Annotated in this window: 16 protein-coding genes and 2 pseudogenes; 7 read left to right on the top strand and 11 right to left on the bottom strand. The window is 72.0% G+C overall.

Features of this window, described 5'->3' with window-relative positions; genetic code table 11:
• Positions 1–66: 66 nt before the first annotated feature.
• From K7C20_RS25700 to glgX, 6 genes and pseudogenes are all read right to left on the bottom strand, one after another.
• The gene (locus K7C20_RS25700; RefSeq protein ID WP_053210125.1) at positions 67–2,346 is read right to left on the bottom strand and encodes a M4 family metallopeptidase; all 2,280 of its coding nucleotides are present in this window, start codon (positions 2,344–2,346) and stop codon (positions 67–69) included.
• A 490-nt stretch (positions 2,347–2,836) separates the two neighbouring features.
• Positions 2,837–3,103 carry a hypothetical protein gene (locus K7C20_RS25705; RefSeq protein WP_409351321.1) on the bottom strand — a complete coding sequence of 89 codons (267 nt, stop codon included), beginning with the start codon at positions 3,101–3,103 and terminating at the stop codon, positions 2,837–2,839.
• A gap of 127 nt (positions 3,104–3,230) precedes the next feature.
• Positions 3,231–4,187 (bottom strand): annotated as a pseudogene (locus K7C20_RS25710) (ATP-binding cassette domain-containing protein); the annotation flags it as partial.
• The gene (locus K7C20_RS25715; protein WP_053210126.1) at positions 4,188–6,095 is read right to left on the bottom strand and encodes an ABC transporter ATP-binding protein; all 1,908 of its coding nucleotides are present in this window, start codon (positions 6,093–6,095) and stop codon (positions 4,188–4,190) included.
• Positions 6,092–7,978: an ABC transporter ATP-binding protein gene (locus tag K7C20_RS25720; protein ID WP_053210127.1), complete on the bottom strand. Its 1,887-nt coding sequence runs from the start codon at positions 7,976–7,978 to the stop codon at positions 6,092–6,094. Before K7C20_RS25720 ends, K7C20_RS25715 begins: the two co-directional genes overlap by 4 nt.
• Positions 7,979–8,142: 164 nt before the next feature.
• The gene (gene glgX / locus K7C20_RS25725) at positions 8,143–10,398 is read right to left on the bottom strand and encodes a glycogen debranching protein GlgX (protein ID WP_053210128.1); all 2,256 of its coding nucleotides are present in this window, start codon (positions 10,396–10,398) and stop codon (positions 8,143–8,145) included.
• Positions 10,399–10,644: 246 nt separating this feature from the next.
• Here glgX and K7C20_RS25730 point away from each other — a divergent pair, with 246 nt between their 5' ends.
• The 7 genes and pseudogenes from K7C20_RS25730 to K7C20_RS25760 all read left to right on the top strand — a co-directional run.
• Positions 10,645–11,961 (top strand): L,D-transpeptidase, encoded by a 1,317-nt coding sequence (locus K7C20_RS25730; protein ID WP_078953506.1) that lies wholly within the window; start codon positions 10,645–10,647, stop codon positions 11,959–11,961.
• A 186-nt stretch (positions 11,962–12,147) separates the two neighbouring features.
• Entirely contained in the window at positions 12,148–13,383 is a 1,236-nt protein-coding gene (locus tag K7C20_RS25735; protein WP_030089116.1) for a L,D-transpeptidase, read from the top strand.
• An 82-nt stretch (positions 13,384–13,465) separates the two neighbouring features.
• Positions 13,466–14,233: an enoyl-CoA hydratase/isomerase family protein gene (locus K7C20_RS25740; protein ID WP_030089118.1), complete on the top strand. Its 768-nt coding sequence runs from the start codon at positions 13,466–13,468 to the stop codon at positions 14,231–14,233.
• 264 nt (positions 14,234–14,497) lie between these two features.
• Complete coding sequence (locus K7C20_RS25745) at positions 14,498–15,037, top strand: ATP-binding protein (RefSeq protein ID WP_053210129.1); 540 nt, start codon at positions 14,498–14,500, stop codon at positions 15,035–15,037.
• A 132-nt stretch (positions 15,038–15,169) separates the two neighbouring features.
• On the top strand, positions 15,170–15,688 hold the full coding sequence (locus K7C20_RS25750) for a hypothetical protein (RefSeq protein ID WP_053210130.1): 519 nt from the start codon (positions 15,170–15,172) through the stop codon (positions 15,686–15,688).
• Positions 15,689–15,745: 57 nt separating this feature from the next.
• Positions 15,746–16,549, top strand: a complete 804-nt coding sequence (locus K7C20_RS25755; RefSeq protein ID WP_030089123.1) for a DsbA family protein — start codon at positions 15,746–15,748, stop codon at positions 16,547–16,549.
• Positions 16,546–17,382: pseudogene (locus tag K7C20_RS25760) on the top strand (cytochrome c biogenesis CcdA family protein); the annotation flags it as partial. The gene K7C20_RS25755 and the pseudogene K7C20_RS25760, both read left to right, overlap by 4 nt.
• A gap of 376 nt (positions 17,383–17,758) precedes the next feature.
• Here K7C20_RS25760 and dgt read toward each other — a convergent pair.
• From dgt to K7C20_RS25785, 5 genes are all read right to left on the bottom strand, one after another.
• Positions 17,759–19,084 carry a dGTP triphosphohydrolase gene (gene dgt, locus K7C20_RS25765; RefSeq protein WP_245171705.1) on the bottom strand — a complete coding sequence of 442 codons (1,326 nt, stop codon included), beginning with the start codon at positions 19,082–19,084 and terminating at the stop codon, positions 17,759–17,761.
• Between the two features lie 79 nt (positions 19,085–19,163).
• Entirely contained in the window at positions 19,164–19,517 is a 354-nt protein-coding gene (locus K7C20_RS25770) for a hypothetical protein (RefSeq protein WP_030089125.1), read from the bottom strand.
• A gap of 626 nt (positions 19,518–20,143) precedes the next feature.
• The gene (gene nadE, locus K7C20_RS25775; protein WP_053208874.1) at positions 20,144–20,974 is read right to left on the bottom strand and encodes an ammonia-dependent NAD(+) synthetase; all 831 of its coding nucleotides are present in this window, start codon (positions 20,972–20,974) and stop codon (positions 20,144–20,146) included.
• A 131-nt stretch (positions 20,975–21,105) separates the two neighbouring features.
• Positions 21,106–21,660, bottom strand: coding sequence for a GH25 family lysozyme (locus K7C20_RS25780; RefSeq protein ID WP_030082281.1), 555 nt, complete (start codon positions 21,658–21,660; stop codon positions 21,106–21,108).
• Between the two features lie 353 nt (positions 21,661–22,013).
• A complete protein-coding gene (locus K7C20_RS25785; RefSeq protein ID WP_030082283.1) occupies positions 22,014–23,234 on the bottom strand; it encodes a glycosyltransferase family 4 protein in 1,221 nt (406 codons plus the stop codon).
• Between the last annotated feature and the right edge of the window lie 159 nt (positions 23,235–23,393).

The following is a 23,393-nucleotide window of genomic DNA, read 5'->3' on the forward strand; positions in this document are numbered from 1 at the left end:
GCGAGGTTCTTGATCCACCGGCCCGCCTATGTCACACGAGGGTGAAGGCCGAGTGCCGCCGTCCGGTCAGAACGTCAGCTTCCAGCCGTTGATGTAGCCGGAGTCCTGAGAGTAGACGTCCTGGACCCGAAGCTTCCAGGTCCCGCTCGCCTTCTCCGCGGAGGCGTTGACGGTGTAGGTGGTCTTCACGTCGGCCGCCGAGTCGAAGGCGCTGGAGTTCTTCAGCCGGTAGGCCGTGCCGTCCGGGGCGATCAGGTCCACGACCAGGTCACCGCGGTAGGTGTGCACGATGTCCACCGCGACCTTCAGCGTGCTCGGCGCGTTGCCGGTGCGGCCGACATTGAGCGGTGAGGTGACCGCCGCGCCCGCGTCCGGGATCGCCACGTCGTCGGTGTTCTCGAAGACGTTGCTGCCGCCGGCCGGGTTGATGGTCCAGGTGAAGGCGGTGGTACCGGTCTTCTTCGCGGCGTCGGTGACCGTGACCGTCACATTCCCGGTGCCGGCCGTGGTCGGCGTACCGGAGATCAGACCGGTGGTCGCGTTGATCGACAGCCCGGCGGGCAGCCCGGTCGCCGCGTACGACAGTGCGCCCGCGGTACCGCTGCTCGCCTTGATCTGGAGGCTCGCAGCCTGGCCCACGGTGCTGGTCTGGCTGCCCGGGTTGGTGACGGAGACCGCGCCGCTGTCCGGGACGCGGGAGCCGACGTTGACCGCCGCCCAGGTGTTGGCGACCGTGTTGTACGAGGCGCTGCCCTCACCGAACAGGTCGGCGGCGGCCTTGAGGGTGGCGGTGCGGGCGGCCGCGTAGTTGGTGTTGGCGCTCATGTACTGGCTGAGTGCCTTGAACCAGACCTTCTCGGCGTTGGCCCGGCCGATGCCCGGGACCGGCAGGTTGTCGAAGGTCGGGCTGTCGTAGTGGACGCCGCCGATGTCCTTCGGGCCGCTGCCCTCGGACAGCAGGTAGAAGAAGTGGTTGGCGACACCGGACGAGTAGTGCACGTCCTTGTTGCCGACGTTGCTCGACCAGTAGTCGGCCGACGCACCGTCCTTGGACGGCTTGTCCATGTAGCGCAGCGGGGTGCCGTCGCCATTGATGTCGATCTTCTCGCCGATGAGGTAGTCACCGGGGTCGGAGGAGTTGTTGGCGTAGAACTCCACCGCCGTACCGAAGATGTCGGAGGTCGCCTCGTTCAGGCCGCCGGACTCCCCGCTGTAGGTGAGGTCGGCGGTGGCCGCGGTGACACCGTGCGACATCTCGTGGCCGGCCACGTCGATGGAGGTCAGCGGGGCGGAGTTGCCGCTGCCGTCGCCGTACGTCATGCAGAAGCAGCCGTCGTCCCAGAAGGCGTTGACGTAGCTGTTGCCGTAGTGGACCCGGGAGTAGGCGCCGACGCCGTCGCCCTTGATGCCGCTGCGGCCGTGCACGTTCTTGTAGTAGTCCCAGGTCACCTGGGCACCGAAGGCCGCGTCGGCACCCGCCGTCTGGGCGTTCTGCGGGGTGCCGTCGCCCCAGGTGTCGTCCGCGTCGGTGAACAGCGTGCCGGTCCCGGAGGAGCCGTGCTTGAGGTCGTAGGTCTTGTGGTTGCCGCGGGTGGGGTCGGTCATCGAGAAGTTCGGCGCCGAGCCCGACGTGCCGACGGTGACCTTGCCGCTGTACTGGGTGTTGCCGACGCCGTTCTCGATCCCCTGGTACTGGAAGAGCTTGGCGCCGGTCGTGGCATCCGTGATGACGTGCAGCTCGTTGGGGGTGCCGTCGTCCTGGAGCCCGCCGACCACGGTTTCGTACGCGAGCAGCGGCTTGCCGTCGGCGACCCAGACCACCTTGCGCGGTGCCTTCGCGGCCTCGGTCTTCTTCGACCCGAGCGCCTGCGCCGACTTGACGGCCTTCGCCTCGGCCGCGGCCGGCTTCACCTTCGCGGTGGTGCCGGCGACCTTGATCTGGGAACGGACGGCCTTGGTGACGCCCTTGAGCGTGCCGCCCTTGCTCTCGTGCACCACGAGGTCGCCGCCGAGGACGGGCAGCCCGTCGTAGGTGCGCTCGTAGCGGGTGTGGACGGTGCCGTCGACGTCCTTCGAGACGTCCTTGACGACCAGCTTCTCCTTCGCGCCGAGCTTCAGCTGCCGCGCGGTCTCGGCGGTGGTGGCGCCGGCTGCCCGTATCAGCTCCGCACGCTGGGACGGGGACAGCTTGGCCGGCAGGGCGCCGGGATCGGGGGTGGCATGCGTGGTGCCCGGCCGCGGGGCGGCCGCCGTGCCGGTGCCGGCCTGGACGCCGACTGCCAGCATCGCCGTGACGGCGACGAGTGCGCCGGTTGCAACGGCGCGTCCATGGGGGGTGCGTCTCACACTGACTCCTTCTGCGGTGGCCGCTGCGTGGCGAGGCGGCCGAGGGGGACCGGGCGGCGAAGCGGCCGTCCGGGCAGAGCGAGGCAGAACTCTTGGAGCGTGTGGGGGGAGACGTACGGGAGGTGCTGGACGTACGGGAGGTGCTGGACGTACGGGTGGAGCAGGCGGTACCTGGGGCCGCGGGATGTGGTGCTGTGGGGATCCGTGCGGCGGTTGCCGGGAAGAGTCCCACCACAAGTGGCTTGTTGTCAGGGTCCGTTCAACGATTGGCCAAAAACCGTCCGTTGCGCGAAATCGGTGTCCGGTAGCCGGACGGCCCGTGATCGGCCGCGCGACCCGTCCACGCCCTTTCAAACCTTCGTAAACCGCTCCCACCGCAGCTCATAGCCGTCCGGATCCCGTCCCCTGAAGATCCGCCCCGCCGGGCACCTCGGGCCCCAGGGGCGGGACTTTGCGGGCCCGCCCTAGGGCCTGATGCAAACGACAGGCCCTAGCCGTGCCAGGAGCGCCACAGGGCGGCGTACGCGCCGTCCGCCGCCACCAGCTCGTCGTGGGTGCCGAGTTCGGCCAGCCGGCCGGCCTCCATGACGGCCACCCGGTCCGCGTCGTGTGCGGTGTGCAGACGGTGCGCGATGGCGATGACCGTACGGCCCTTCAGAGCGGCGGCCAGAGCGCGCTCCGTGTGCCGTGCCGTACGGGGATCGAGCAGCGCGGTCGCCTCGTCCAGGATCAGGGTGTGCGGATCCGCCGGCACCACCCGGGCCAGGGCCAGTTGCTGGGACTGGGCACCGTCGTGGAGGCCGCCGGCGCCCAGTTCGGTGTCCAGGCCGGCCGGCAGCTCGGCGGCCCGGTCGGCCCCACGGCGGAAAGTGCTCCGCGCAGCGTCGTGCGGTGTGCAGCCGGGTCGCGAGGGCCGCCTCGGTGTGCGCGTCGACGGCCGAGGTCGGTTCGACGGCGAGCAGCACCTCGGGGTCGGCCAGCAGCGCCCGCACCAGGCGCAGCCGCTGTCGCTGACCGCCGGAGAGCTTGCGGCCCTGCGCCTCGACCGGTGCGTCGAGCCCGTCCGGCAGACCGCGGACGATGTACCGGCCACGGCCGTCCGGACGGCGCGGCCGATCGCCTCCTCGGACGGGTCCCGGTGTCCGGCGACCACCTCGCGCAGCATCCCGGCGAACAGATCCGCTTCGTTGTCCGCGACCAGGATCCGCTCACGGAGCTGCCGTGGCGCGATCTCGTCGAGACGTGCCGCGCCCCAGGTCGCGGCCGAATCCGCGAACCGGCCGAGGCGGTCGACCACCGCCGCCCACTCGGCCGGCCGGGCGGTGGCCAGTGCGGTCAGCAGCCCGGGAACACCTCGACACCCGACGCCGGATCATGCAGCACGGAGCCGGCGCCGGGAGCGTCCCGTGCCGCACGGGCACCCCATGGGCGCTCCGGCTCCAGCGCCAGGAACCGTACGACCCGCCGGGCGGCCACCAGCCCCCGGGTGAGGTCGTAGCCGCCCTCGATGAAGAACGACACCGGTACCACCAGGGCCGCCGCATGGCCGTCGACCGCCACCAACTCGCCCACCGTGATGGTCCTTGGGCCGCCATCCGGGCCGCCGGCCAGGTCACCGCGGCCAGGAACAGCGTCGGCAGGCCGACCCCGAGGGCATGCACCCAGCTCTTCACCGATCCGACGCGGTACCCCTCGCCGCGCAGCGCCTGTGACGCGCGCCGGTAGCGGTCGGCGAACACCTCTTCCCCGCCCAGGCCGTTGAGCACCCGCAGTCCGCCGACCAGGTCCGTCAGCCGTGCCGCCGGCCCGCTCTGCCGCTCGCGGTACCGCGTCTCCGCCCCCTACCCCACGCTGTCCCGCCACGCCTGGTGCAGCTCGGCGAACCGGCCCCGGTCGGCGATGAGGTGGGCCGGCGGGCCGTCCTCGACGATCCGGCCGTCGGCCATCACCAGGACCCGGTCGGCGATGTCGACGGTCGAGAGGCGGTGCGCGATCACCAGGGCCGTACGGCCGTGCAGCACCGTGGTCATGGCGCGCTGCACCGCACGTTCACCGGGGATGTCCAGGGAGCTGGTGGCCTCGTCGAGGATGAGCACGGCGGGGTCGGCGAGCAGGGCGCGGGCGAAGCCCACCAGTTGGCGCTGGCCGGCGGAGATCCGGCCGCCGCGCTTGCGGACGTCGGTGTCGTAGCCGTCCGGCAGGGCGGCGATGAAGTCATGGGCGCCGATGGCCTTCGCGGCGTGTTCGATCTCCTCGCGGGTGGCGTCCGGGCGGCCGAGGGCGATGTTGTCGGCGACCGTGCCGGAGAACAGGAACGCCTCCTGGGTGACCATGACGACGCCGCGGCGCAGCGTGGTGGTGGACAGCGCGCGCAGATCGACGCCGTCGAGCAGCACCTGGCCCTCGGTGGGGTCGTAGAAGCGGGCCAGCAGCTTGGCGAGGGTGGACTTGCCGGCGCCGGTGGCGCCCACCACGGCGACGGTGGTGCCCGCCGCAAGGGTCAACTCGAAGCGCGGCAGCACCTCACCGCCGGTGCGGTAGGCGAAGCGGACGTCGCGGAAGACGACCTCGCGGCCCGGCCGGCCGGCCGCTACGGCCGGCAGCGTGGCGGGTGCCCCGGGCTCGGGGACGCCGGGGCGCCGGGAGAGCAGTCCGGCGACCTTCTGGAGGGAAGCGGCCGCGGATTCATAGGAGTTGAGGAACATCCCGAGGCGGTCGATGGGGTCGTACAGCCGCCGCAGATAGAGCACCCCGGCGGCCAGGACGCCGAGCGCCAGGCCGCCCGTGGCCACGCGATAGGCGCCCCACAGGACGATCGCGGCGACCGCGGTATTGGCCGCCAGCCGGGAGAGGACGACATAGCGCGCCATCTCCAGGAAGGTGTCGCCGTTGATCCGTGCGTGTGCGTGGTTCAGCCGGGCGAATGCGGCGTCGTTCGGCCGCTCGCGGCGGAACGCCTGCACCGGGCGGATGCCGTTGAGGGTCTCGGTGAACTTCACGATGACGCCCGCCATCGCCGTCGACTTCGCGCTGTAGACCCGGTGCGAACGGCGCCGGAAGGAGCGTACGAGGAGGGCGAGCGGCCCGGCGGAGGCGAGGGCGGCCGCGCCGAAGCCCGAGTCCAGGTAGACCAGGGTGGCGGTGATGTAGACCGTCGACAGGATGATCGTGACCAGCTCCTGGAGCCCCTCTTCGAGGAGTTCGCGCAGCGATTCCACGTCCGTCGTGGCCCGGGAGATCAGCCGGCCGGAGGTATAGCGCTCGTGGAAGTCCAGGCTGAGCGCCTGCGCATGCCGGAAGATCCGCCCGCGGAGGTCGAGCAGGACCTCCTGGCTGACCCGTGCGGAGAGCTGGATGAAGCCGAACTGGAGCCCGCCGGACGCCCCCGCGCACAGCACCGCCGCCACCGCCACGGCGATCAGCGGTCCGTGATCGCCCGCCCGCAGCGCCGGGACCGCGCGGTCGAGCGCGTAGGCGACCAGCAGCGGACCGGCCTGCACGGCGGCCTGCTGGAGCAGCAGCAGGACGGCCGCCGCCCAGACCCGGCGCCGCTGCGGCGCCAGCAGCGAGCCGAGGAGGGTGCGCGAGGCGCCCTTGGGGGTGGGGAGCACATCGAGGGCGAAGGAGTCGGCTGCGGGGGAGTCCCCGGCCTCCGGCGGCCGCGGCGGGGAAGGGGGTTGCTGCGGGCCGGGGCGGCCCTCGGGACCCTCGGGGTCGTCGGACGGGAGGCCGGTGGCGGTGGTGGTCATCGGGCGCCCTCTCCCTCGCCGGACATCAGGGTGCTGTACTCGGGGTTGTCCCGCAGCAGTTGGTGGTGGGTGCCGACGGCGGCGATCCGGCCGCCGGAGAGCAGCGCCACCCGGTCGGCGAGCAGGACCGTGGACGGCCGGTGGGCGACGACCAGGGCGGTGGTGGTCGCCAGGACCCGGCGCAGCGCCGCCTCGACCAGAGCTTCGGTGTGCACATCGAGGGCGGAGAGCGGATCGTCGAGGATCAGGAAGCGCGGGCGGCCGACCACGGCACGGGCCAGGGCGAGCCGTTGCCGCTGCCCGCCGGACAGGCTCAGCCCCTGCTCGCCGACCTGGGTCGCACTGCCTTCGGGGAGAGCGCCGACGAATCCCTCGGCCTGCGCCACCGCCAACGCCCGCCGGAGATCGCTCTCCTGGGCGTTCTCCCCGCCCATCAGCACGTTCTCCGCGACGGTCGCCGAGAAGAGCGTCGGCTCCTCGAAGGCCACCGCGACCAGCGCACGGACCTCGTCCCGGCCGAGCGTCGCCAGATCGCGCCCGTCGAGGCTGATCCGGCCCGCCGTGGGGTCGTACAGCCGCGGCACCAGCGCCGTGAGGGTGGTCTTCCCGCTGCCCGTCGCCCCGACCAGCGCCATCGTCTCGCCGGGCCGGATGTGCAGGGTGATGTCCTCGAGGAGGGGCGGGGAGTCCGGCGGCGCGTCGGGGTAGCGGAACTCGACACCGGAGAAGACCAGCCCGCCGGTGCCGGGGCGCGCGTCGGCGGATGCCGGTTCCTGCGCGGCCGGTTCGTGCCGGTCCGGTGCGCCCGTGGCCGGAGCGTCCGCAGCCGGTGCGCCCGCGGCCCGTGCTCCCGTAACCGGTGCGTCCACGGCCGGCACGTCCATGACCTCGAAGTACCGGTCGCTGGCCGTCGCCGCCTCGTTGCCCATGGCCAGCAGGAAGCCGATCGACTCCACCGGCCAGCGCAGTGCCAGCGCGGTCGACAGGAAGGCGACGAGGGTGCCCGCGGACAGCACGCCGTCGGCCACCTGGAGGGTGCCGAGCACCAGGGCGCCGCCGATCGCGATCTCCGGGAGGGTGGTGTTGAACCCCAGGATCCAGGCCAGCAGCCGCGCCTTGCGGAGTTCGGACGTACGCAGCGCGTGCGTCAGCTCCCTGAAGGCCCGCGCCTGGCTGCGATGGCGTCCGAAGCCCTTGATGATGCGGATGCCGAGCACCGACTCCTCGACCACCGTCGTCAGATCGCCCAGCTGGTCCTGGGTCCGGCGCGCGGCGCGACCGTACTTCGCCTCGAAGACCGAGCACAGCACCATCAGCGGCACCACCGGCGCCAGCAGCACCAGCCCCAGCGACCACCGCTGGGCCAGCAGGAGCACCGCGCCCACCAGGATGGTGGTGGCATTGACCAGCAGAAACGTCAGAGGGAAGGCGAGAAACAGGCGCACCAGCTGAAGGTCGGTCGTGCCACGCGACAACAACTGGCCCGAGGACCAGCGGTCGTGGAAGGCGACCGGCAGCCGCTGGAGGTGGCGGTACAGCGCGTCACGCATCGCGGCCTCCACCCCGGCCAGCGGACGCGCCACCAGCCGTCGCCGCAGCCCGAACAGCAGCGCCTCCGCGATCCCGAGCAGCAACAGGTACGCGCCACCGAGCCACACCCCGCCCGGATCGCGCTCCGCCACGGGCCCGTCCACCATCCACTTGAGCACCAGCGGGATGACCAGGCCGATGCACGAGGCCAGCACGCCCACGCACGCAGCCGTGAACAGGCGCACCCGCACGGGCCGGGCGAACGGCCACAGGCGCAACAGCGAGCGCGCTGCGGAGCGTTGAGGTAAGGCGGTCCGGTCGGGCGGGGGCGAGGTGTGCGCGGTATCGGCCATCACTCGCGAGCGTAAGGCGCGTCACTGACAACGCTCATGCGGTTTTCCCCGACCGGCGCCCCCGCCCGTTGTTTCGAGCCGCGCCGCGGGTCGGCCGGAGCCGCCCCGCGCCGAGGTCCGGCCGCCCTACCGTCGACGGCCCCGTGCCGCCGCCGCCATCCGCCTCAGCCCGGCACCGCCCGGAACAGCACCACCGACCGCCCGGCCAGGGTGACTGTGCCGCCCGCCGCGTACGGCGGTTCCGCCGCCCCCGGCTGCTCCTCCCTGGCCGTGTCGACGAGGAGCTCGTAGGCGCGGGCCCAGGGCGGTCCGGGGAGGGTGAACGGGCGCGGGTGGGCGGCGGCGTGGAGCACGGCGAGGAAGCTGTCGTCGACGATGCGGATGCCCCGGGCGTCGCGCTGGGAGATGTCGTTCCCGGAGAGGTACATGCCCAGCGTGGCTCCCGGGGTGTACCAGTCCTGTTCGGCCATCTCGGTGCCGTCCGCGGTGAACCAGGCGAGATCGCGCAGACCGCCCTGCTGATGCGGCCGCCCGGAGAAGAACGCCCGGCGGCGGAGCACGGGGTGGGCGCGGCGCAGGGCGATGAGCCGGGCGGCGAGGTCGGCCAGCGGCCGCCACCGGGGATCCTCCAGCAGCGACCAGTCGAGCCAACTGGTCGCGTTGTCCTGGCAGTAGGCGTTGTTGTTGCCGTGCTGGGTGCGGCCCATCTCGTCGCCCGCGACCAGCATCGGCACGCCCGTCGACAGCAGGAGGGTGGTCAGGAGATTGCGCAGCTGGCGGTGGCGCAGTGCGGTGACGTCCGGGTCGTCGGTCTCGCCCTCGGCACCGCAGTTCCACGACCGGTTGTCGTGGGTGCCGTCGCGGTTGCCCTCCCCGTTGTCCGCGTTGCGCTTGTGCTCGTAGGTGACCAGGTCGCGGAGGGTGAAGCCGTCGTGCGCGGTGATGAAGTTGACCGAGGCGTACGGGCGGCGGCCGCCCCAGGCGTACAGGTCGCTCGATCCGGAGAGGCGGTAGCCCAGGTCGCGGACATCGTGCTGGGCGCCGCGCCAGAAGTCGCGGACGGTGTCGCGGTAGCGGTCGTTCCACTCCGTCCACAACGGAGGGAAGGCGCCGACCTGGTAGCCGCCCGATCCCACGTCCCAGGGCTCGGCAATCAGCTTGACCCGGCGCAGCACCGGGTCCTGGGCGATCACCGCCAGGAACGGGGAGAGCATGTCGACGTCGTGCATGGAGCGGGCCAGTGCGGCCGCCAGATCGAAGCGGAAGCCGTCCACGCCCATCTCGGTGACCCAGTAGCGCAGCGAATCGGTGATCAGACGCAGGACATGGGGCTGGACGACATGCAGGGTGTTGCCGCAGCCGGTGTAGTCCGTGTAGCGGCGGGCCTCGCCCGCCAGGCGGTAGTAGCCGCGGTTGTCGATGCCCCGCAGGGAGAGCGTCGGTCCCAGCTCGCCGGCCTCCGCGGTGTGGTTGTAGACGACGTCGAGGATCACCTCGATGCCCGCGTCGTGCAGCGCCCGCACCATCCGCTTGAACTCGCCGACCTGCTGCCCCCGGGTCCCGGTGGCGGCGTATCCGGCATGGGGCGCGAAGTAGCCGATGGAGTTGTAGCCCCAGTAGTTGCGCAGCCCCCGGCGCACCAGATGGTCCTCGTGCGCGAACTGGTGGACGGGCAGCAGCTCGACGGCGGTGACGCCGAGCCGGACGAGGTGCTCCAGCGCGGCGGGGTGCGCGAGCCCCGCGTACGTGCCGCGCAGCCGCTCCGGAATACCGGGGTGACGCATCGTGAAGCCGCGCACATGCAGTTCGTAGAGGACGGAATCCGGCCACGGCGTCTTGGGCCTGCGGTCGTCCTCCCATTCGTCGGCGCCGCCCTCGTCCCCGGTGCCCTCGCCGACCACGACGCCCTTGGGGACGTACGGCGCCGAGTCCCGGTCGTCGCGCACGGTGTCGGCGACCTGCTGCTGCGGCCAGTCGCGGACATGCCCGTAGAGCTGGGCGGGCAGCGCGGACCCCGCCCCGGACGGCTCCGTACGGGTGCCGAAATCGCCGTCCACGGCCCTGGCATACGGGTCCAGCAGCAGCTTCGCCGGGTTCCAGCGGGCGCCGCTCCAGGGGTCCCAGCGGCCGTGCACCCGGTAGCCGTAGCGCTGGCCGGGGCGGACGCCGGGCAGGAAGCCGTGCCAGATCTCGTGGGTGAGCTCGGTCAGCGCATGGCGCGTCTCGCGCTCCGCGTCGTCGAAGAGACACAGTTCCACGGCCTCGGCGCCGCCCGCCCACAGGGCGAAGTTGGTGCCGGCGATGCCATCGGGGGCGGTGCGGTATCGGGCCCCTAGGGGCGTGGGGTTGCCGGGGCGGATGTCAGCGGGTGGGGCGAGTGGTTCATCCGCCACCGCCTCCTGCTCGGGTGCGCTCGACACGTGCCGGCCTCCTGCGGCTCATGGCTCGGTCGGGCGGTGTCCCCGGCATGGGGGTACCGCCCAGCGTCAGCTGGAGGAGTCCCGGCCGTGCAGGTGTCCCCGCCCTCCCCGTTGTTCTTCCCGCAACCAGGCGTTGCCTCACGCTTCTCGCGGCGAGGGCTGATTGTTCCGCTGCCCTGCGTGTCCGTGACATTCCGTTACGCGGCATACCTCCTAACTTGAGCATCATCCGTCACAATCCGGTATATGACCGCCCATCAGCAGAACCGAGCAGGGGACCGAGCGAAGCACCGCCAGGGAATCCGTGTGCGGGGCCGGGTGCCGGACCGGGCGCACGTTCGGACGGGCCGTCGGGCGGCGGCGCGGGCGGCCCGCCGTACCCGCGTCGTCCTCGCCGCCGTGGCCGGGCTCGCCGGGGCGGTGGCGCTGGCCGGCTGCACGGACGCGGAGGTGTTCGTCGGCGGCAAGCCGCGCTCCCCGGAGGAGACGATCAGGGTCATCCCGCACAACGGCGCACACGGCGTGCGGGCCGACGGGCGGTTCGAGGTCCGGGTGCCGCAGGGGCGGCTGGAGCGGGTCGAGGTCAGCCGGACCGGTGACGCCGGCCGGCAGCCGGTCGCCGGGCGGATCTCCCCGGACGGCATGGCCTGGCGGCCGGTTCCCGGACGTCTCCAACTCGGTGCGAAGTACACCGTCGACGCGGTGGCGCTGGACGGCGCCGGCCACCGCTCGGCCCGCCACACCACCTTCACCACCTCCGTACCCGCCCGCCGCTTCACCGGCCACTTCTCACCGCAGAGCGACGCCACGGTCGGCACCGGCCTGATCTTCTCGCTGGTCTTCAACCGGCCGCTCGCCGACCGCGCGGCCGTCGAACGCGCCGTCAAGGTCGGCGCCCGGCCCGCCGTCGAGATCGCCGCCCACTGGTTCGGCCACCGCAGGCTGGACTTCCGGCCCCGTGAGCGCTGGCGTCCGGGCACCGAGATCACGGTGGAGCTGCGGCTGCGCGGGGTGAAGGCCGGACCGGGCGCCTACGGGACGCAGCGCAGGACCGTCCGCTACCGGGTGGGCCGGGACCAGGTCAGCGTCATCGATGCTGCCCGGCACACCATGACGGTGCGCCAGGGCGGCCGGGTGGTGGCGGTGCTGCCGGTCACCGCGGGCGACGACGAGAACCCCACCTACAACGGGAAGATGGTGATCCTGGAGCGGCACTCGATGACGCGGATGGACGGGGACACCGTCGGCTTCGGCGGCGAGTACGACATCCCGGACGTGCCGCACGCCATGCGCCTCACCAGGTCAGGGACCTTCCTCCACGGCAACTACTGGGCGCCGCCCGAGATCTTCGGCGGCCTCAACACCAGCCATGGCTGCGTCGGGCTCAAGGACATCAAGGGCGGCGGCCCGCACACCCCGGCGGGCTGGTTCTTCGGCCGCTCGATCGTCGGCGACACCGTGGTGGTGCAGCACTCCCCGGAGCGTACGGTCGCGCCGGACAACGGCCTCGGCGGCTGGAACATGCCCTGGGAGCTGTGGCGGGCCGGGTCCGCGCTGGACTGACCGGGCACCGGCCCGCCGACCCCCGCCCGCCCCCTGCCCCCGCACCACCCCCGCACTTGGGACTAAACGGTGACATTCACGGGGAGTTCACTGTCACCGCGGTGTGGTTATCTAACGGCAAGCGCGCGGCTGTCCGCACCCGCGCGCGGGGGACTGCGGGCCGTGCGAGGGGAAAAGGGGCCAGTTGTGAACGTCCAGCCGAATTCGGGGGAGCCGGCTCGCCGGCGTCGGTGGCCGTACAAGGGCGGGGGCCCGCTGGCCCTGGTGCTCGGGGCGGTGTTGCTGGTGACCGCATGTGGCGGCGACGGCGACGAGGACAGTCCGGCCGGCAAGGCGGGCGGGGACAAGGCCGCCTCGCAGGCGGCCGTGACGATAGCGCCCAAGGACGGCGCGCATGACGTCGCCACCAGTGGCGCGCTGAAGGTGACCGCCCAGAAGGGCAAGCTCAAGTCCGTCAAGGTCAAGGACGGCAAGGGCAACGAGGTCGACGGGAAGATAGCGGGCAGCGGCGCCCTGTGGCAGCCGAGCGGCCATCTGGGCGCCTCGACGGAGTACACCGTCGACGCCATAGCGGTGGACGGCGAGGGCCGGGAGGCCGCCGAGCACTCCAGCTTCACCACCCTCGTCCCCAAGAACACCTTCATCGGCCAGTACACCCCCGAGAACGGCCAGCAGGTCGGTGTCGGGATGCCGGTCTCGATCCACTTCACCCGCGGCATCACCGACCCGAAGGCCGTCGAGGACGCCATCAAGGTCACCGCGAAGCCGTCGGTCCCGGTCGAGGGCCACTGGTTCGGCAACGACCGCCTCGACTTCCGCCCCGAGAAGTACTGGGCGCCCGGCACCAAGGTCACCCTCAAGCTCGACCTCAACGGCGTCGAGGGCCGGCCCGGTGTCTACGGCACCCAGGCCAAGGAGGTCTCGTTCACCATCGGCCGCAGCCAGATCAGCACGGTCGACGCCGAGTCGAAGAAGATGACCGTGGTCCGCGACGGCAAGCGGATCAAGACCATCCCGATCACCTCGGGCGCGCCCGGCACCGAGACGTACAACGGCAAGATGGTGATCAGCGAGAAGCATCTCGTGACGCGGATGAACGGTGACACCGTCGGCTTCGGCGGCGAGTACGACATCAAGGACGTCCCGCATGCGCTGCGGCTGAGCACCTCCGGCACGTTCCTCCACGGCAACTACTGGTCGGGCAGCGCGACCTTCGGCAACCGCAACGCCAGCCACGGCTGTGTGGGCCTCTTCGACCAGCGCGGTGGCGGCGACAGCTCCACCCCGGCGGCGTGGTTCTTCCGCAACTCCGTCGTCGGCGATGTGGTCATCGTCAAGAACTCGCATGACGAAACGATCCGGCCTGACAACGGCTTCAGCGACTGGAACCTCTCCTGGGAGAAGTGGAAGGCCCGCCAGTAGGACGGCGGAAGACGACCGGGCCCGGTGCACTGTGACGGAGTGCACCGGGCCCGACGGCGTTAACGCGTACTAACCTTCCCGCATGACTGTGAATCTCGAGGTCGCCGACGGCGTCGGCACCATCCGCCTGGACCGTCCGCCGATGAACGCACTGGACATCGCCACCCAGGACCGGCTGCGCGAGCTGGCCGAGGAGGTCACCCGTCGCGACGACGTGCGTGCCGTCGTCGTGTGGGGCGGCGAGAAGGTGTTCGCGGCCGGCGCGGACATCAAGGAAATGCAGGCCATGGACCACCCGGCCATGATCGTGCGCTCCAAGGCCCTCCAGGACTCGTTCACCGCCGTGGCCCGGATCCCCAAGCCGGTCGTCGCCGCGATCACCGGCTATGCGCTCGGTGGCGGCTGCGAGTTGGCGCTCTGTGCCGACTTCCGGATCGCGGCCGACAACGCCAAGCTCGGCCAGCCGGAGATCCTGCTGGGCCTGATCCCGGGTGCCGGCGGCACCCAGCGGCTGGCGCGGCTGGTGGGCCCGTCCAAGGCCAAGGACCTGATCTTCACCGGCCGGCATGTGAAGGCCGACGAGGCGCTCACCCTCGGCCTGGTCGACCGGGTGGTGCCGGCCGCCGAGGTCTACGAGCAGGCGCACGCCTGGGCGGCACGGCTGGCGGCCGGCCCCGCGCTGGCGCTGCGGGCCGCCAAGGAATCCGTCGACGCGGGCCTGGAGACGGACATCGACACCGGCCTGACCATCGAACGCAACTGGTTTGCGGGGCTGTTCGCGACCGAGGACCGGGAGACCGGTATGCGCAGCTTCGTCGAGGAGGGGCCCGGCAAGGCCAAGTTCCTCTGAAATTGCTGGTGTTGGTGAGGTGTCTGAGGTTTGACCGGGAGGCAATGCCTCGTGTGGGCGACAAGGAAAAGGCTTAATTGTGCCTTAAGGCAACCTTGTTGATCTGCTCGGACGTTCCTTCGCGGGCTCGGTGTCGTCGCAGGTCAGCCACGGCGCACCGGAACCTTAACTGCCGTTGGCATATGTCTCGCCGGGGGGCTGGAACCGACGATTCCGGACAATCGATTCCGTCGGTTCCGCCCCCGTGGATGCCACGCAGCAGCCATGATGGGAGGCATGGCGGGCCTCGAAGGAATGGAGCAGCCGCGGCCGCGGAGGGATACGGCCGCCGCGCGATGGGGCATCCCCGAGGGGGACGAAGACATCGCGCCGGCTCCTCGCAAACCGGTGTCGGCGGCGCTCGATCTGGTCGGCGAACCGACCCTCGGTGAGGTCCGGCTCCCCTCGCGCCCCCAGTCCGCCGGCATCGCCCGCCGGCTGACCGCCGCCGTACTCCTCAAGCAGTGGTCCCTGACCCCCCAGCTCACCGAGCACGCCGTGCTTCTGGTCTCCGAGCTGGTCGGCAACGCCGTGCGGCACACCGGCGCCCGCACGTTCGGGCTGCGGATGCTCCGCCGCCGTGGCTGGATCCGTATCGAGGTACGCGACCCGTCCCGCGGTCTGCCCTGTCTCATGCCGGTCCAGGAAATGGACATCAGCGGTCGCGGCCTCTTCCTCGTCGACAAGCTCTCCGACCGCTGGGGCGTGGACCTGCTGCCCCGCGGCAAGACGACCTGGTTCGAGATGCGGATCGCCGACCGCTGAGAACCGGTTTCCCCGCTCGGCCGCAGGCCCCGGGCACCCCGACGGCCCCGAGGCCGGTCGGTGCTCCGCTCGCGCGGTGACGATCCGTAGGATGGGTTGTTCATGCTCGCGCCAGGTACGGAGAGGAGGGACATGCACCACGTGCGCCGGTCGGCCACGCTGACGCTGCTGCTCCTCCTCGCCGTCACCTTCGGTCCGCTGCTGTGCCGCGTCGGCGGCGACCAGGCCTGGCTGTCGGGCCGGGCGGCGACGGCCGCGGCGGCATGGCGCACCGGCGGCGCGACGGCGGCCGCACCCAACGCGGCGGCGGCCGCACCGGACGCGACGGCGGTTGCACCGGATGCCGCGAACCCGGCGGGCGGTGCCACGCCGGACTGGCCGGCTGCCGCCGACAGCGGCCCGCAGCTCGATCCCGACGCCCCGGTCGCCGTTGTCCACGCGCCCAAGAAGTGCTCGGACCGGCATGCGCCGGGGCCCGACGAGTCCGCCCCGCTGCCCACCCCGCACCGCGGTGAGCCCCTCGCCCCCGCCACCACCGGCCCGGGGCCGCTCGCCGCGGATCTGCCCGCGCAGTACGCGCTCGCCCGGCCACCGACCGACGGCGCGTCCGCCACCGACCACACCACGCTCCTGCCCGTACTGCGGATATAGGCCGCCGCCCCGACGCACACGGCCTGAATTCCCCTTCCGTACGTCTGGAGCTTCCGCATGCCCGTTTCCGCCTCTCCCACCCGCAAACTGGCCGCCATCGGCGCGGTCATCGCCCTCGTCGTGGCCGTCATCGCCATCGGGGTCGCCATCGGCAAGTCCGTCGAGGGCGACCGCGGCACCGACCGCAGTGGCGCCCCCGAGGCAGCCGCCTCCGCCGAGCCGGAGGAAGATCCCGCACAGCAGAAGATGTTCGACGACCTCGCCGAGCGGACCAGCCGGCGCCAGGACGGCGACCCACTGGCCGCCGGCAAGAAGGACGCCCCGGTGGTCCTGGTCGAATACGCCGACTACCAGTGCTCGTTCTGCGGCCGCTTCACCCGCGAGACCCAGCCCGGACTGATCAAGAAGTTCGTCGACGCGGGCACCCTGCGCATCGAATTCCGCAACTTCACCGTCTTCGGCGCCGACTCCGAGCGCGCCGCCCGCGCCTCCTGGGCCGCGGGGCAGCAGGGCAAGTTCTGGCAGCTGCACGACGCGCTGTACGCCAAGACCCGCAAGGGCGCGGCGCTCGCCGAGGACAAGCTCGTCGAGCTGGCCCGCACGAGCGGTGTGGCCGACATCGAGAAGTTCCGTGCGGACATGAAGAGCGCGGACGCCGAGCGGGCGCTGAAGAAGGACCAGGACGAGGGCTACCAGCTCGGGGTGCAGTCCACGCCGTCCTTCCTCATCAACGGCCGGCCGGTCGCCGGGGCCCAGCCCGCCGAGGTCTTCGCGCAGGGCATCAAGGACGCCGCGGCGCGCGCGGCCAAGAAGGGGCCGGAGGCCAAGAACGGGCCGACGGCCAAGGGGGCCGGGCAGTGACCGACATCGGCTACCTCGCGGCGTTCCTGGGCGGGGCACTGGCCCTGCTCAGCCCGTGCAGCGCGCTGCTGCTGCCGGCCTTCTTCGCCTACTCCCTCTCCACGCCCGGCCGGCTCATGGCCCGTACCGGCGTGTTCTACCTGGGGCTGGCCACGACGCTGGTGCCGCTCGGCGCGGCCAGTACGGCCGCCAGCCGGCTGTTCAACGGCCACCGCGACCTCCTGATCGCCGTCGGCGGCTGGGTCGTCATCGCGCTGGGTCTCGCCCAGATCCTCGGCCTGGGCTTCGCCTCCCGGCGCGCCCAGGCCGCCGCCGCGAGGATCACCCCGCGGTCGGCCGTCTCCACCTTTCTGCTCGGCTGTGTCTACGGCCTCGCCGGCTTCTGCGCGGGCCCGATCCTCGGCGCGGTGCTGACGGTGACGGCGGTCAGCGGCTCACCGGTGTACGGCGCCTCGATGCTCGCCGTCTACGCGCTGGGCATGGCGCTGCCGCTGTTCGTGCTGGCGCTGCTGTGGGACCGCTGCAAGCTCGGCACCCGGGGCTGGCTCCGGGGCCGTGAATTCACCCTCGGCAAGCTGCGGTTGCACACCACCTCGGTGCTGTCCGGGGTGTTCTTCATCGGCATCGGCGTGCTCTTCCTGCGGTTCAACGGGACCAGTGCGCTGCCCGGGATTCTCGACGCGGACGCCGAAGTCCGGGCCGAGGAATGGGCGACGCGGATCGGGAACGGCGTACCGGACCAGGTGCTGATCGCGGTGGCCGCGCTGGCCGTCGCCGGGGTGCTCGGCCGTATCGCGCTCCGGCCGGAGAAGAAGCCGCGGGGCGGGACGGAACCGCCGCGAGGCGGGGCCGGCCAGCCGGGGGGCGGGGCCGGTCAGCCGCGGGGCGGGACGGAACAGGCCCGGAACGGGGACGGTCAGCCGGGGAGCGGGTCGGAACGGGCCCCGGGCGGGTCGGAACGGGCCCCGGGCGGGTCGGAACGGGCCCCGGGCGGGAAGGAACGGGCCCCGGGCGGGAAGGAACGGCCCCGGGACGAGGCCGACCAGCCGCGCGGTGGGACCGCATAGCCACCGGCGTGCGGGACCACATAGCCACCGGGCAGGACCGAGCGGCCGTGGGGCGGGGGCCGAGTGGCTGCGGGGCCGGACCGAGTGACCGTGGGGCGGGGCCGGGCCGTTGGGAAACGGCGCCGGCCTCCCGCCCCCGGGCTCACAGCCAGACGTTGTCGTTGACCGACCCCAGGCCCGTGCCGGACAGCCGCCGGTGCAGGGCCAGCGCCTGGTCCTCGGTCAGCGAGGCGACGTGGTCCGCGGCGGCACGCAGCCGGTCGCCGTGCAGCGACAGCTCCTCGGCGCGGTCCGGCGGCAGCAGCTCCGGTGCGTCATGGGACCAGCGCAGCAGTTCGCTCACCACCCGCCGCTTGCCGTGCTGCTGGGTCGCCAGCGCCGGGCGGTCGATGACATAGCACCACACCAGCTCCTTGAGCAGATCGCAGGCGGCCCGCCGCTCCGGCGGTATCACCAGTTGCGCCCCGTAGCGGATCGCCGCCGCGCCGCCCACCTCCAGCTCGATCCCACGGGTGAAGTACGAGATCAGATCGGCCGTGCGGCGATTGACCGCGACCGCGTCCTCATGACTGCCGCTGTACGGGGCGGGCACCGCCAGCCGCTTGCCGATGTCCGTCATCATCACCAGCGCCGCGGCACGGTCGAAGGCCTCGCCCTCCCGCGCCCGTTTGGCCTGGACGTAATCCAGGAAGCGGCGGATCTCTCGCTCGGTGTCGGCGCCCGCGGCACCGTCCGGCGGGAACAGCGCGGCCAGCGGGATCAGGCCCGTACGGTAGAAGTCCTCGACGTCATGGCAGGCGTAGGTGACATCGTCCGCCCAGTCCATGACCTGCTCCTCGACCGGCACGGCGGTGTCCGTACGACCGGCCCGCACCCACGAGAACGCCTCCCGGTCGGCGACATACACCCCCCACTTCACATGCCGCGCCGGATCCTGGTCGACGGGCGCCCGCTCCCACGGGTATTTGGTGGCGGCGTCCAGACAGGCGCGGGTCAGATGCAGCCCGCGATGGCCCGGATATTTGTGGGCGGCGAGGAAGGTCAGTACCCGCAGGGTCTGCGCATTGCCCTCGAAGCTGTCCAGCACACCGTCCGCGAAGTGCAGCTCGTCCATCGTGGCGCGCAACGCCAGCTCACCCGCGTGCCCGAAGGGCGGATGGCCGATGTCGTGGGCCATGCACGCCGCCTCGACGAGCGCCGGATTCGGCCCGCCGTATTGGCGCTCCAGGCGCTCGGCCATCCGCCGGCCGAGCTGAGCCACCTTCATCGAGTGCGTCAGCCGGGTGTGGTACGCGCCCAGCTCGGCGCTGGCCACCACCTGGCTCTTGCCGGCCAGCGCCCGCCACTGCGTCGAATACAGGATCCGGTCGACGTCGTGCTCGAAGCCGGACCGCTGCCCGTCGTCGGGCACCCGTCGCCGCAGGGAGTGCTGTTCCAGGTCCTCATCGCTGTACGTGGCAGGTCGCATGCGCGGATGGTAGTCCCGACCTGCCCGCCCGGGTCCGGCCGGTGGGTCTCGGGCCCTCCTTGCCCAGGGGTGTCTCCCCCTAGGCGCTCAGCCGACGCCGCCAGCGCGGATGCGGGCGGGCATGTGGCCGGGGGTGCGGATGGTGGGCGTCCGCCCTGCGCCGGCGGTCGTTGCAGAGCAGGCACTTTCCGTAGCCCGGCGGGAGAGGGTCCTCCGGGTCGCCGTACAACGGGTCGACCGCGCCGTTCGGATGTATGGCGCAGCCGGTCGGGCCGGTCTCGGCGCCCAGCGAGCTGGCAGCGGTCAGCGCTTGCCGGAGGACGTCGACGAGCTGGTCCGCATCGCGCCGGGTCGGCGCGGATTGCAGGGACGAGGCAAGGTCGGAGGCGGTGGTCAGCGCGGTCTGGAGTTCGCGCAGGTTTGCGTAACCCATGCCTTGGAGCGTAGGCGGCCCCACTGACAGTTGATCTTCCGATCGCACTTCGCGGCTTCCCATGGCCGCATGCATGCCCGCTCACGCCCACGATTTAGCACCGGGATGGTGACGGTCGCCTTGCCGGTCCATGACGGGCGGGGGCGGGGCGGGGGCCGGGGACGTCACGGCGGCGGGGTGCTGACGGGGACGCTACGGCGGCGGGGTGGCGGCGGGGACGCTACGGCGGCGGGGTGCCGGCGGGGACGCTACGGCGGTGGCGTGCTGCTCATGTCAGGGCGGCGGGGCCCCATCCCCCCACCCCCGAACCCACCCCCGCCCCCTCCCCCGAAGGGGGAGAGGGGGGAGGGGGCGGGGGAGAGCTCCGAGGCCGTTGCGCGCAGCCGCAGCCGCAGCCGCAGCCGCAGCCTCAGCGCACGCAGCCTCGCCGCAGCCGCCTCGCAGCCGCACATCCGAAGCCTCGCCGCAGCCGCCTCGCAGCCGCACAGCCGAAGCCCCGCCGCAGGTCACCCCGAGCCGTTCCGTGCCCGCCGAGCCCCCAGAGGCCGTGCAAAAGCCACTCCACAGCCCCGCAGCCGCCCCGGACCCGACCGCTCCCCCCGGGAGCGAGCGGCAGCGCCCGCCCCTCAGGGAGCGAGCGGCAGCGCCCGCTTGTGGTCCGTGAGGCGGTAGCGGCGGACGATGGCCTCGGCGGCAGCGGCGTCGACCGGCTTGCCCTCCAGGAAGTCGTCGATCTGGTCGTAGCTCACACCGAGCGCGTCCTCGTCCGGCTTGCCCGGGTCGAGCGTCTCCAGGTCGGCCGTCGGCACCTTGTGCACCAGCTCCTGAGGGGCGCCCAGCGCCGCCGACACCGCGCGCACCCGGCGCTTGGTCAGCCCGGTCAGCGGCACCACATCGGCCGCACCGTCCCCGAACTTCGTGAAGAAGCCGGAGACCGCCTCGGCCGCGTGGTCGGTGCCCACGACCAGGCCGTCGTGCGCACCCGCGACCGCGTACTGCGCGATCATGCGCTGGCGCGCCTTGATGTTGCCCTGGACGAAGTCCTGGTGGTGGGCGTCGCGGAAGGTGAGCCCGCCGTCCACCGCGGCCTGGAGCGACGCATCGCTCGCCGGGCGGATGTCGACGGTCAGCTCCCGGTCGGGGCGGATGAACTCCAGCGCCCGCTGTGCGTCCTTCTCGTCCGCCTGGACGCCGTACGGCAGCCGCATCGCGTAGAACGTCGCGTCGTGCCCGGCGGCGCGGGCCCGCTCCACGGCGAGCTGGCAGAGCCGGCCGGTGGTGGTGGAGTCGACGCCGCCGCTGATCCCCAGGACCAGGGAGCGCAGGCCCGTGGAGGTCAGCCGCTCCGTGAGGAAGGCCACCCGGCGCTCGATCTCCTGCTCGGCGTCGAAGGACGCGGTCACCTGGAGATCCCGGGCGATCTCCTGTTGCAGGGCCTTGGACGCCGGGTCGGTCACGGCTGCTCCTCTTGTTCTCGTGCTGCGTCGTGCGGTGGGGGTGACGCGCTGTTCTGTGCCGCCCACGCAGTGTTCCCCCGCTGCGTGGGCGCGGTTCCTGGGGACGCCGAAAGGCGCGCCGGTAGGAAACCTTATGCCGGGTGCGCCCATTTCTTGAGGGCGGCCTTGGTCGAGAAGTCCGCGACGTCCTTGTCCAGCGGCCGGTCGGTGTACTGGTGGATACGCCACTTCGCCTTGATCCGCGGATGGCCGGCGGAGACGTAGTCGGCGATCCACAGGCCGTCGGCCGCGTAGGACGTGGTGTCGTGGTTGAGCCAGAAATCGCGGTTGCAGTAGAGCAGCACCCGGTGGGTGGGCCGCAGCTTCTTCACCTCGGCCAGGAACTGGTCCTTCTGCGCGTTGCTCGCATACGTCCCCTCGCCGGTGCGCTCCCAGTCGCAGGCGAGGAGGTCGCCCTGGACCGATGCGCATTTCTCGACGAAGTATTTCGCCTGGGCCGCGATATTCCCCGGCCACAGAAAGTGGTAGAAACCGACCACGCAGCCCGCTTTACGGGCCTTTGACGCCTGCGCGGACTGGTGCGGATTGATGTAGGAGCGGCCTTCGGTGGCCTTGACGATAACGAAGTCCAGCCCCTCGGCGGAGTACGAAGTGTTGTAGGAGCTGACATCGACACCATGCAGCATGAACGGCCTCCTGCCGATCGGACCTGCGGATTCGAAGCGTCAACTGCTCGAAGCGACCCCTGCGTTGCAGTGTGTTCCGGACGTACCCGGGTTCCTGGGTTCCCGGGCCCTTGCGTTTCGGTGATCAGTTTTTCCTGTGAGCCGGCGTTTCTTCCTGCGAGGCAGCCTTGTTCCGCCTTGTTCCTGCTTGTTCCTGCTTGTTCCGGCGGTGGTGCCTGTTCGCTTTCCAGCAGTTCAGCATGTTCGCTACCGGGGACGCCAGGCTGCGGTCAGGAAGTTCCTTGTGCTGCGGTCAAGTTGCGGCGGCGCCGGTTTCGCCGCCGGACCGGCCCGCAGGCCGAAAGACGGCCGTTTCAGCGCCGCCTGATGCGCCGTACCAGCCGTCGTGCGCGGGCGCGGGCGCGGCCGAGGGCCCGCTGCCAGGCGCGGCTCGCGCGCGTCGACCGCAGCTCCTGGAAGAGGAGTTGGTAGCGCTCGGCGATCGGCTCCGGGTCGTAGCGGCGTGAGCTCTCCAGCGCGGTACGGGCCATCTCGCGGCGGCGCTGCGGGTCCTCGACGAGCTGGAGGAGAGCGGCGGCCAGCGCCCGGCCGTCGCCGCGCGGCACCAGCAGCCCGTCCGTACCGTCGTGGATGATCTCTGCCGGGCCCAGCGGGCAGTCGGTGCTGACGACGGGCACTCCGCAGCGCATCGCCTCGACGATGGTCATGCCGAAGGACTCCGCGTCCGAGGCCGAGGCGACGATCGACGCCTTGGCGAACTCCGCCTCTATCGGGGAGCGCGGCCCGGTCAGCTCCGCCTGCCGGCTCAGCCCGAGACCGTCGATCAGCCCTTGGAGCTGTGCGCGCTCGGCGCCGCCGCCGTGTATCCGCAGCCGCCAGTCGGGGTGCTTGGCGGCGACCGCGGAGAACGCCTCGATCAGCAGGTCGAAGCGCTTGCCGCGGACCAGCCGGCCGGCTGCCGCGATCACCTTCGCGGTGCCCTCGGACGGTGGCCCGGCCGGCGCGGGCACGATGTTGGGCACGGCCAGGACCCGTACCCCGGGCAGCGGCATCCGTGCGCGGTAGACGGAGGCATCCGCCTCGGTGGTGGTGACCACGGCGTCCAGCGTCCGGTAATGCGGGGCGAGTTCGGACCGGAGCCGCTTGCTGTGGGCGTCGTACCGGAGGTGCTCCTGGGCGATCCGCAGCGCCCGGCGGGGGCCGAATCGCGCCAGGTAGACATTGATGCCGGGCCGGGTGCCGATCAGCACCTCCGCGTCGGTGGTGCGCAGGAACTCCGCGGCACGGACGTCGACCAGCCGGCTGTACTGGTGGTGCCGCTTCTCGGCGAGCGGGAAGTCCCGGGCGGGCTCGCCGAAGAGCGGATCGGCCATGTCCTCGCTGCCCACCCGGGTGTCCACCAGCGGTATCAGCCGCACCCGCGGATCCAGGGCGAACCGCGGGACCTCGCGGTGCCGCAGCATCGAGACGATCTCGACGTCATGCCGGTCGGCGAGCGCGGCGGCGAGGTTGAAGGTGGTGCGGATGGTGCCGCCGATGGCATAGGCGTTGTGCAGCAGGAGGGTGATCTTCATACGGTGTCGTGCTCTTCCCCGAGATGTGCCGAATCGTTCCGACCGGCCGGTACGCTCGCGGTCCGGTCGCCCCGACCGGCCCGTCCGGCACGGGGCAACCGTGGCGGTAAGGGGTAAGCCGATGGCGTGGCGAGGGTGAGAGCCCGGTAAGAACCGCGG

This window comes from Streptomyces decoyicus, from assembly GCF_019880305.1.
Lineage (GTDB): Bacteria > Actinomycetota > Actinomycetes > Streptomycetales > Streptomycetaceae > Streptomyces > Streptomyces decoyicus.

Coding starts and splice junctions, on each gene's coding strand:
- K7C20_RS25755 (WP_030089123.1), top strand. CDS start 15,746: ATGCCCGTTTCCGCCTCTCCCACCCGCAAACTGGCCGCCATCGGCGCG.
- K7C20_RS25715 (WP_053210126.1), bottom strand. CDS start 6,095: ATGACCACCACCGCCACCGGCCTCCCGTCCGACGACCCCGAGGGTCCC.
- K7C20_RS25780 (WP_030082281.1), bottom strand. CDS start 21,660: ATGCTGCATGGTGTCGATGTCAGCTCCTACAACACTTCGTACTCCGCC.
- K7C20_RS25740 (WP_030089118.1), top strand. CDS start 13,466: ATGACTGTGAATCTCGAGGTCGCCGACGGCGTCGGCACCATCCGCCTG.
- K7C20_RS25745 (WP_053210129.1), top strand. CDS start 14,498: ATGATGGGAGGCATGGCGGGCCTCGAAGGAATGGAGCAGCCGCGGCCG.
- K7C20_RS25750 (WP_053210130.1), top strand. CDS start 15,170: ATGCACCACGTGCGCCGGTCGGCCACGCTGACGCTGCTGCTCCTCCTC.
- K7C20_RS25720 (WP_053210127.1), bottom strand. CDS start 7,978: ATGGCCGATACCGCGCACACCTCGCCCCCGCCCGACCGGACCGCCTTA.
- K7C20_RS25785 (WP_030082283.1), bottom strand. CDS start 23,234: ATGAAGATCACCCTCCTGCTGCACAACGCCTATGCCATCGGCGGCACC.
- dgt (WP_245171705.1), bottom strand. CDS start 19,084: ATGCGACCTGCCACGTACAGCGATGAGGACCTGGAACAGCACTCCCTG.
- K7C20_RS25770 (WP_030089125.1), bottom strand. CDS start 19,517: ATGGGTTACGCAAACCTGCGCGAACTCCAGACCGCGCTGACCACCGCC.
- K7C20_RS25730 (WP_078953506.1), top strand. CDS start 10,645: ATGACCGCCCATCAGCAGAACCGAGCAGGGGACCGAGCGAAGCACCGC.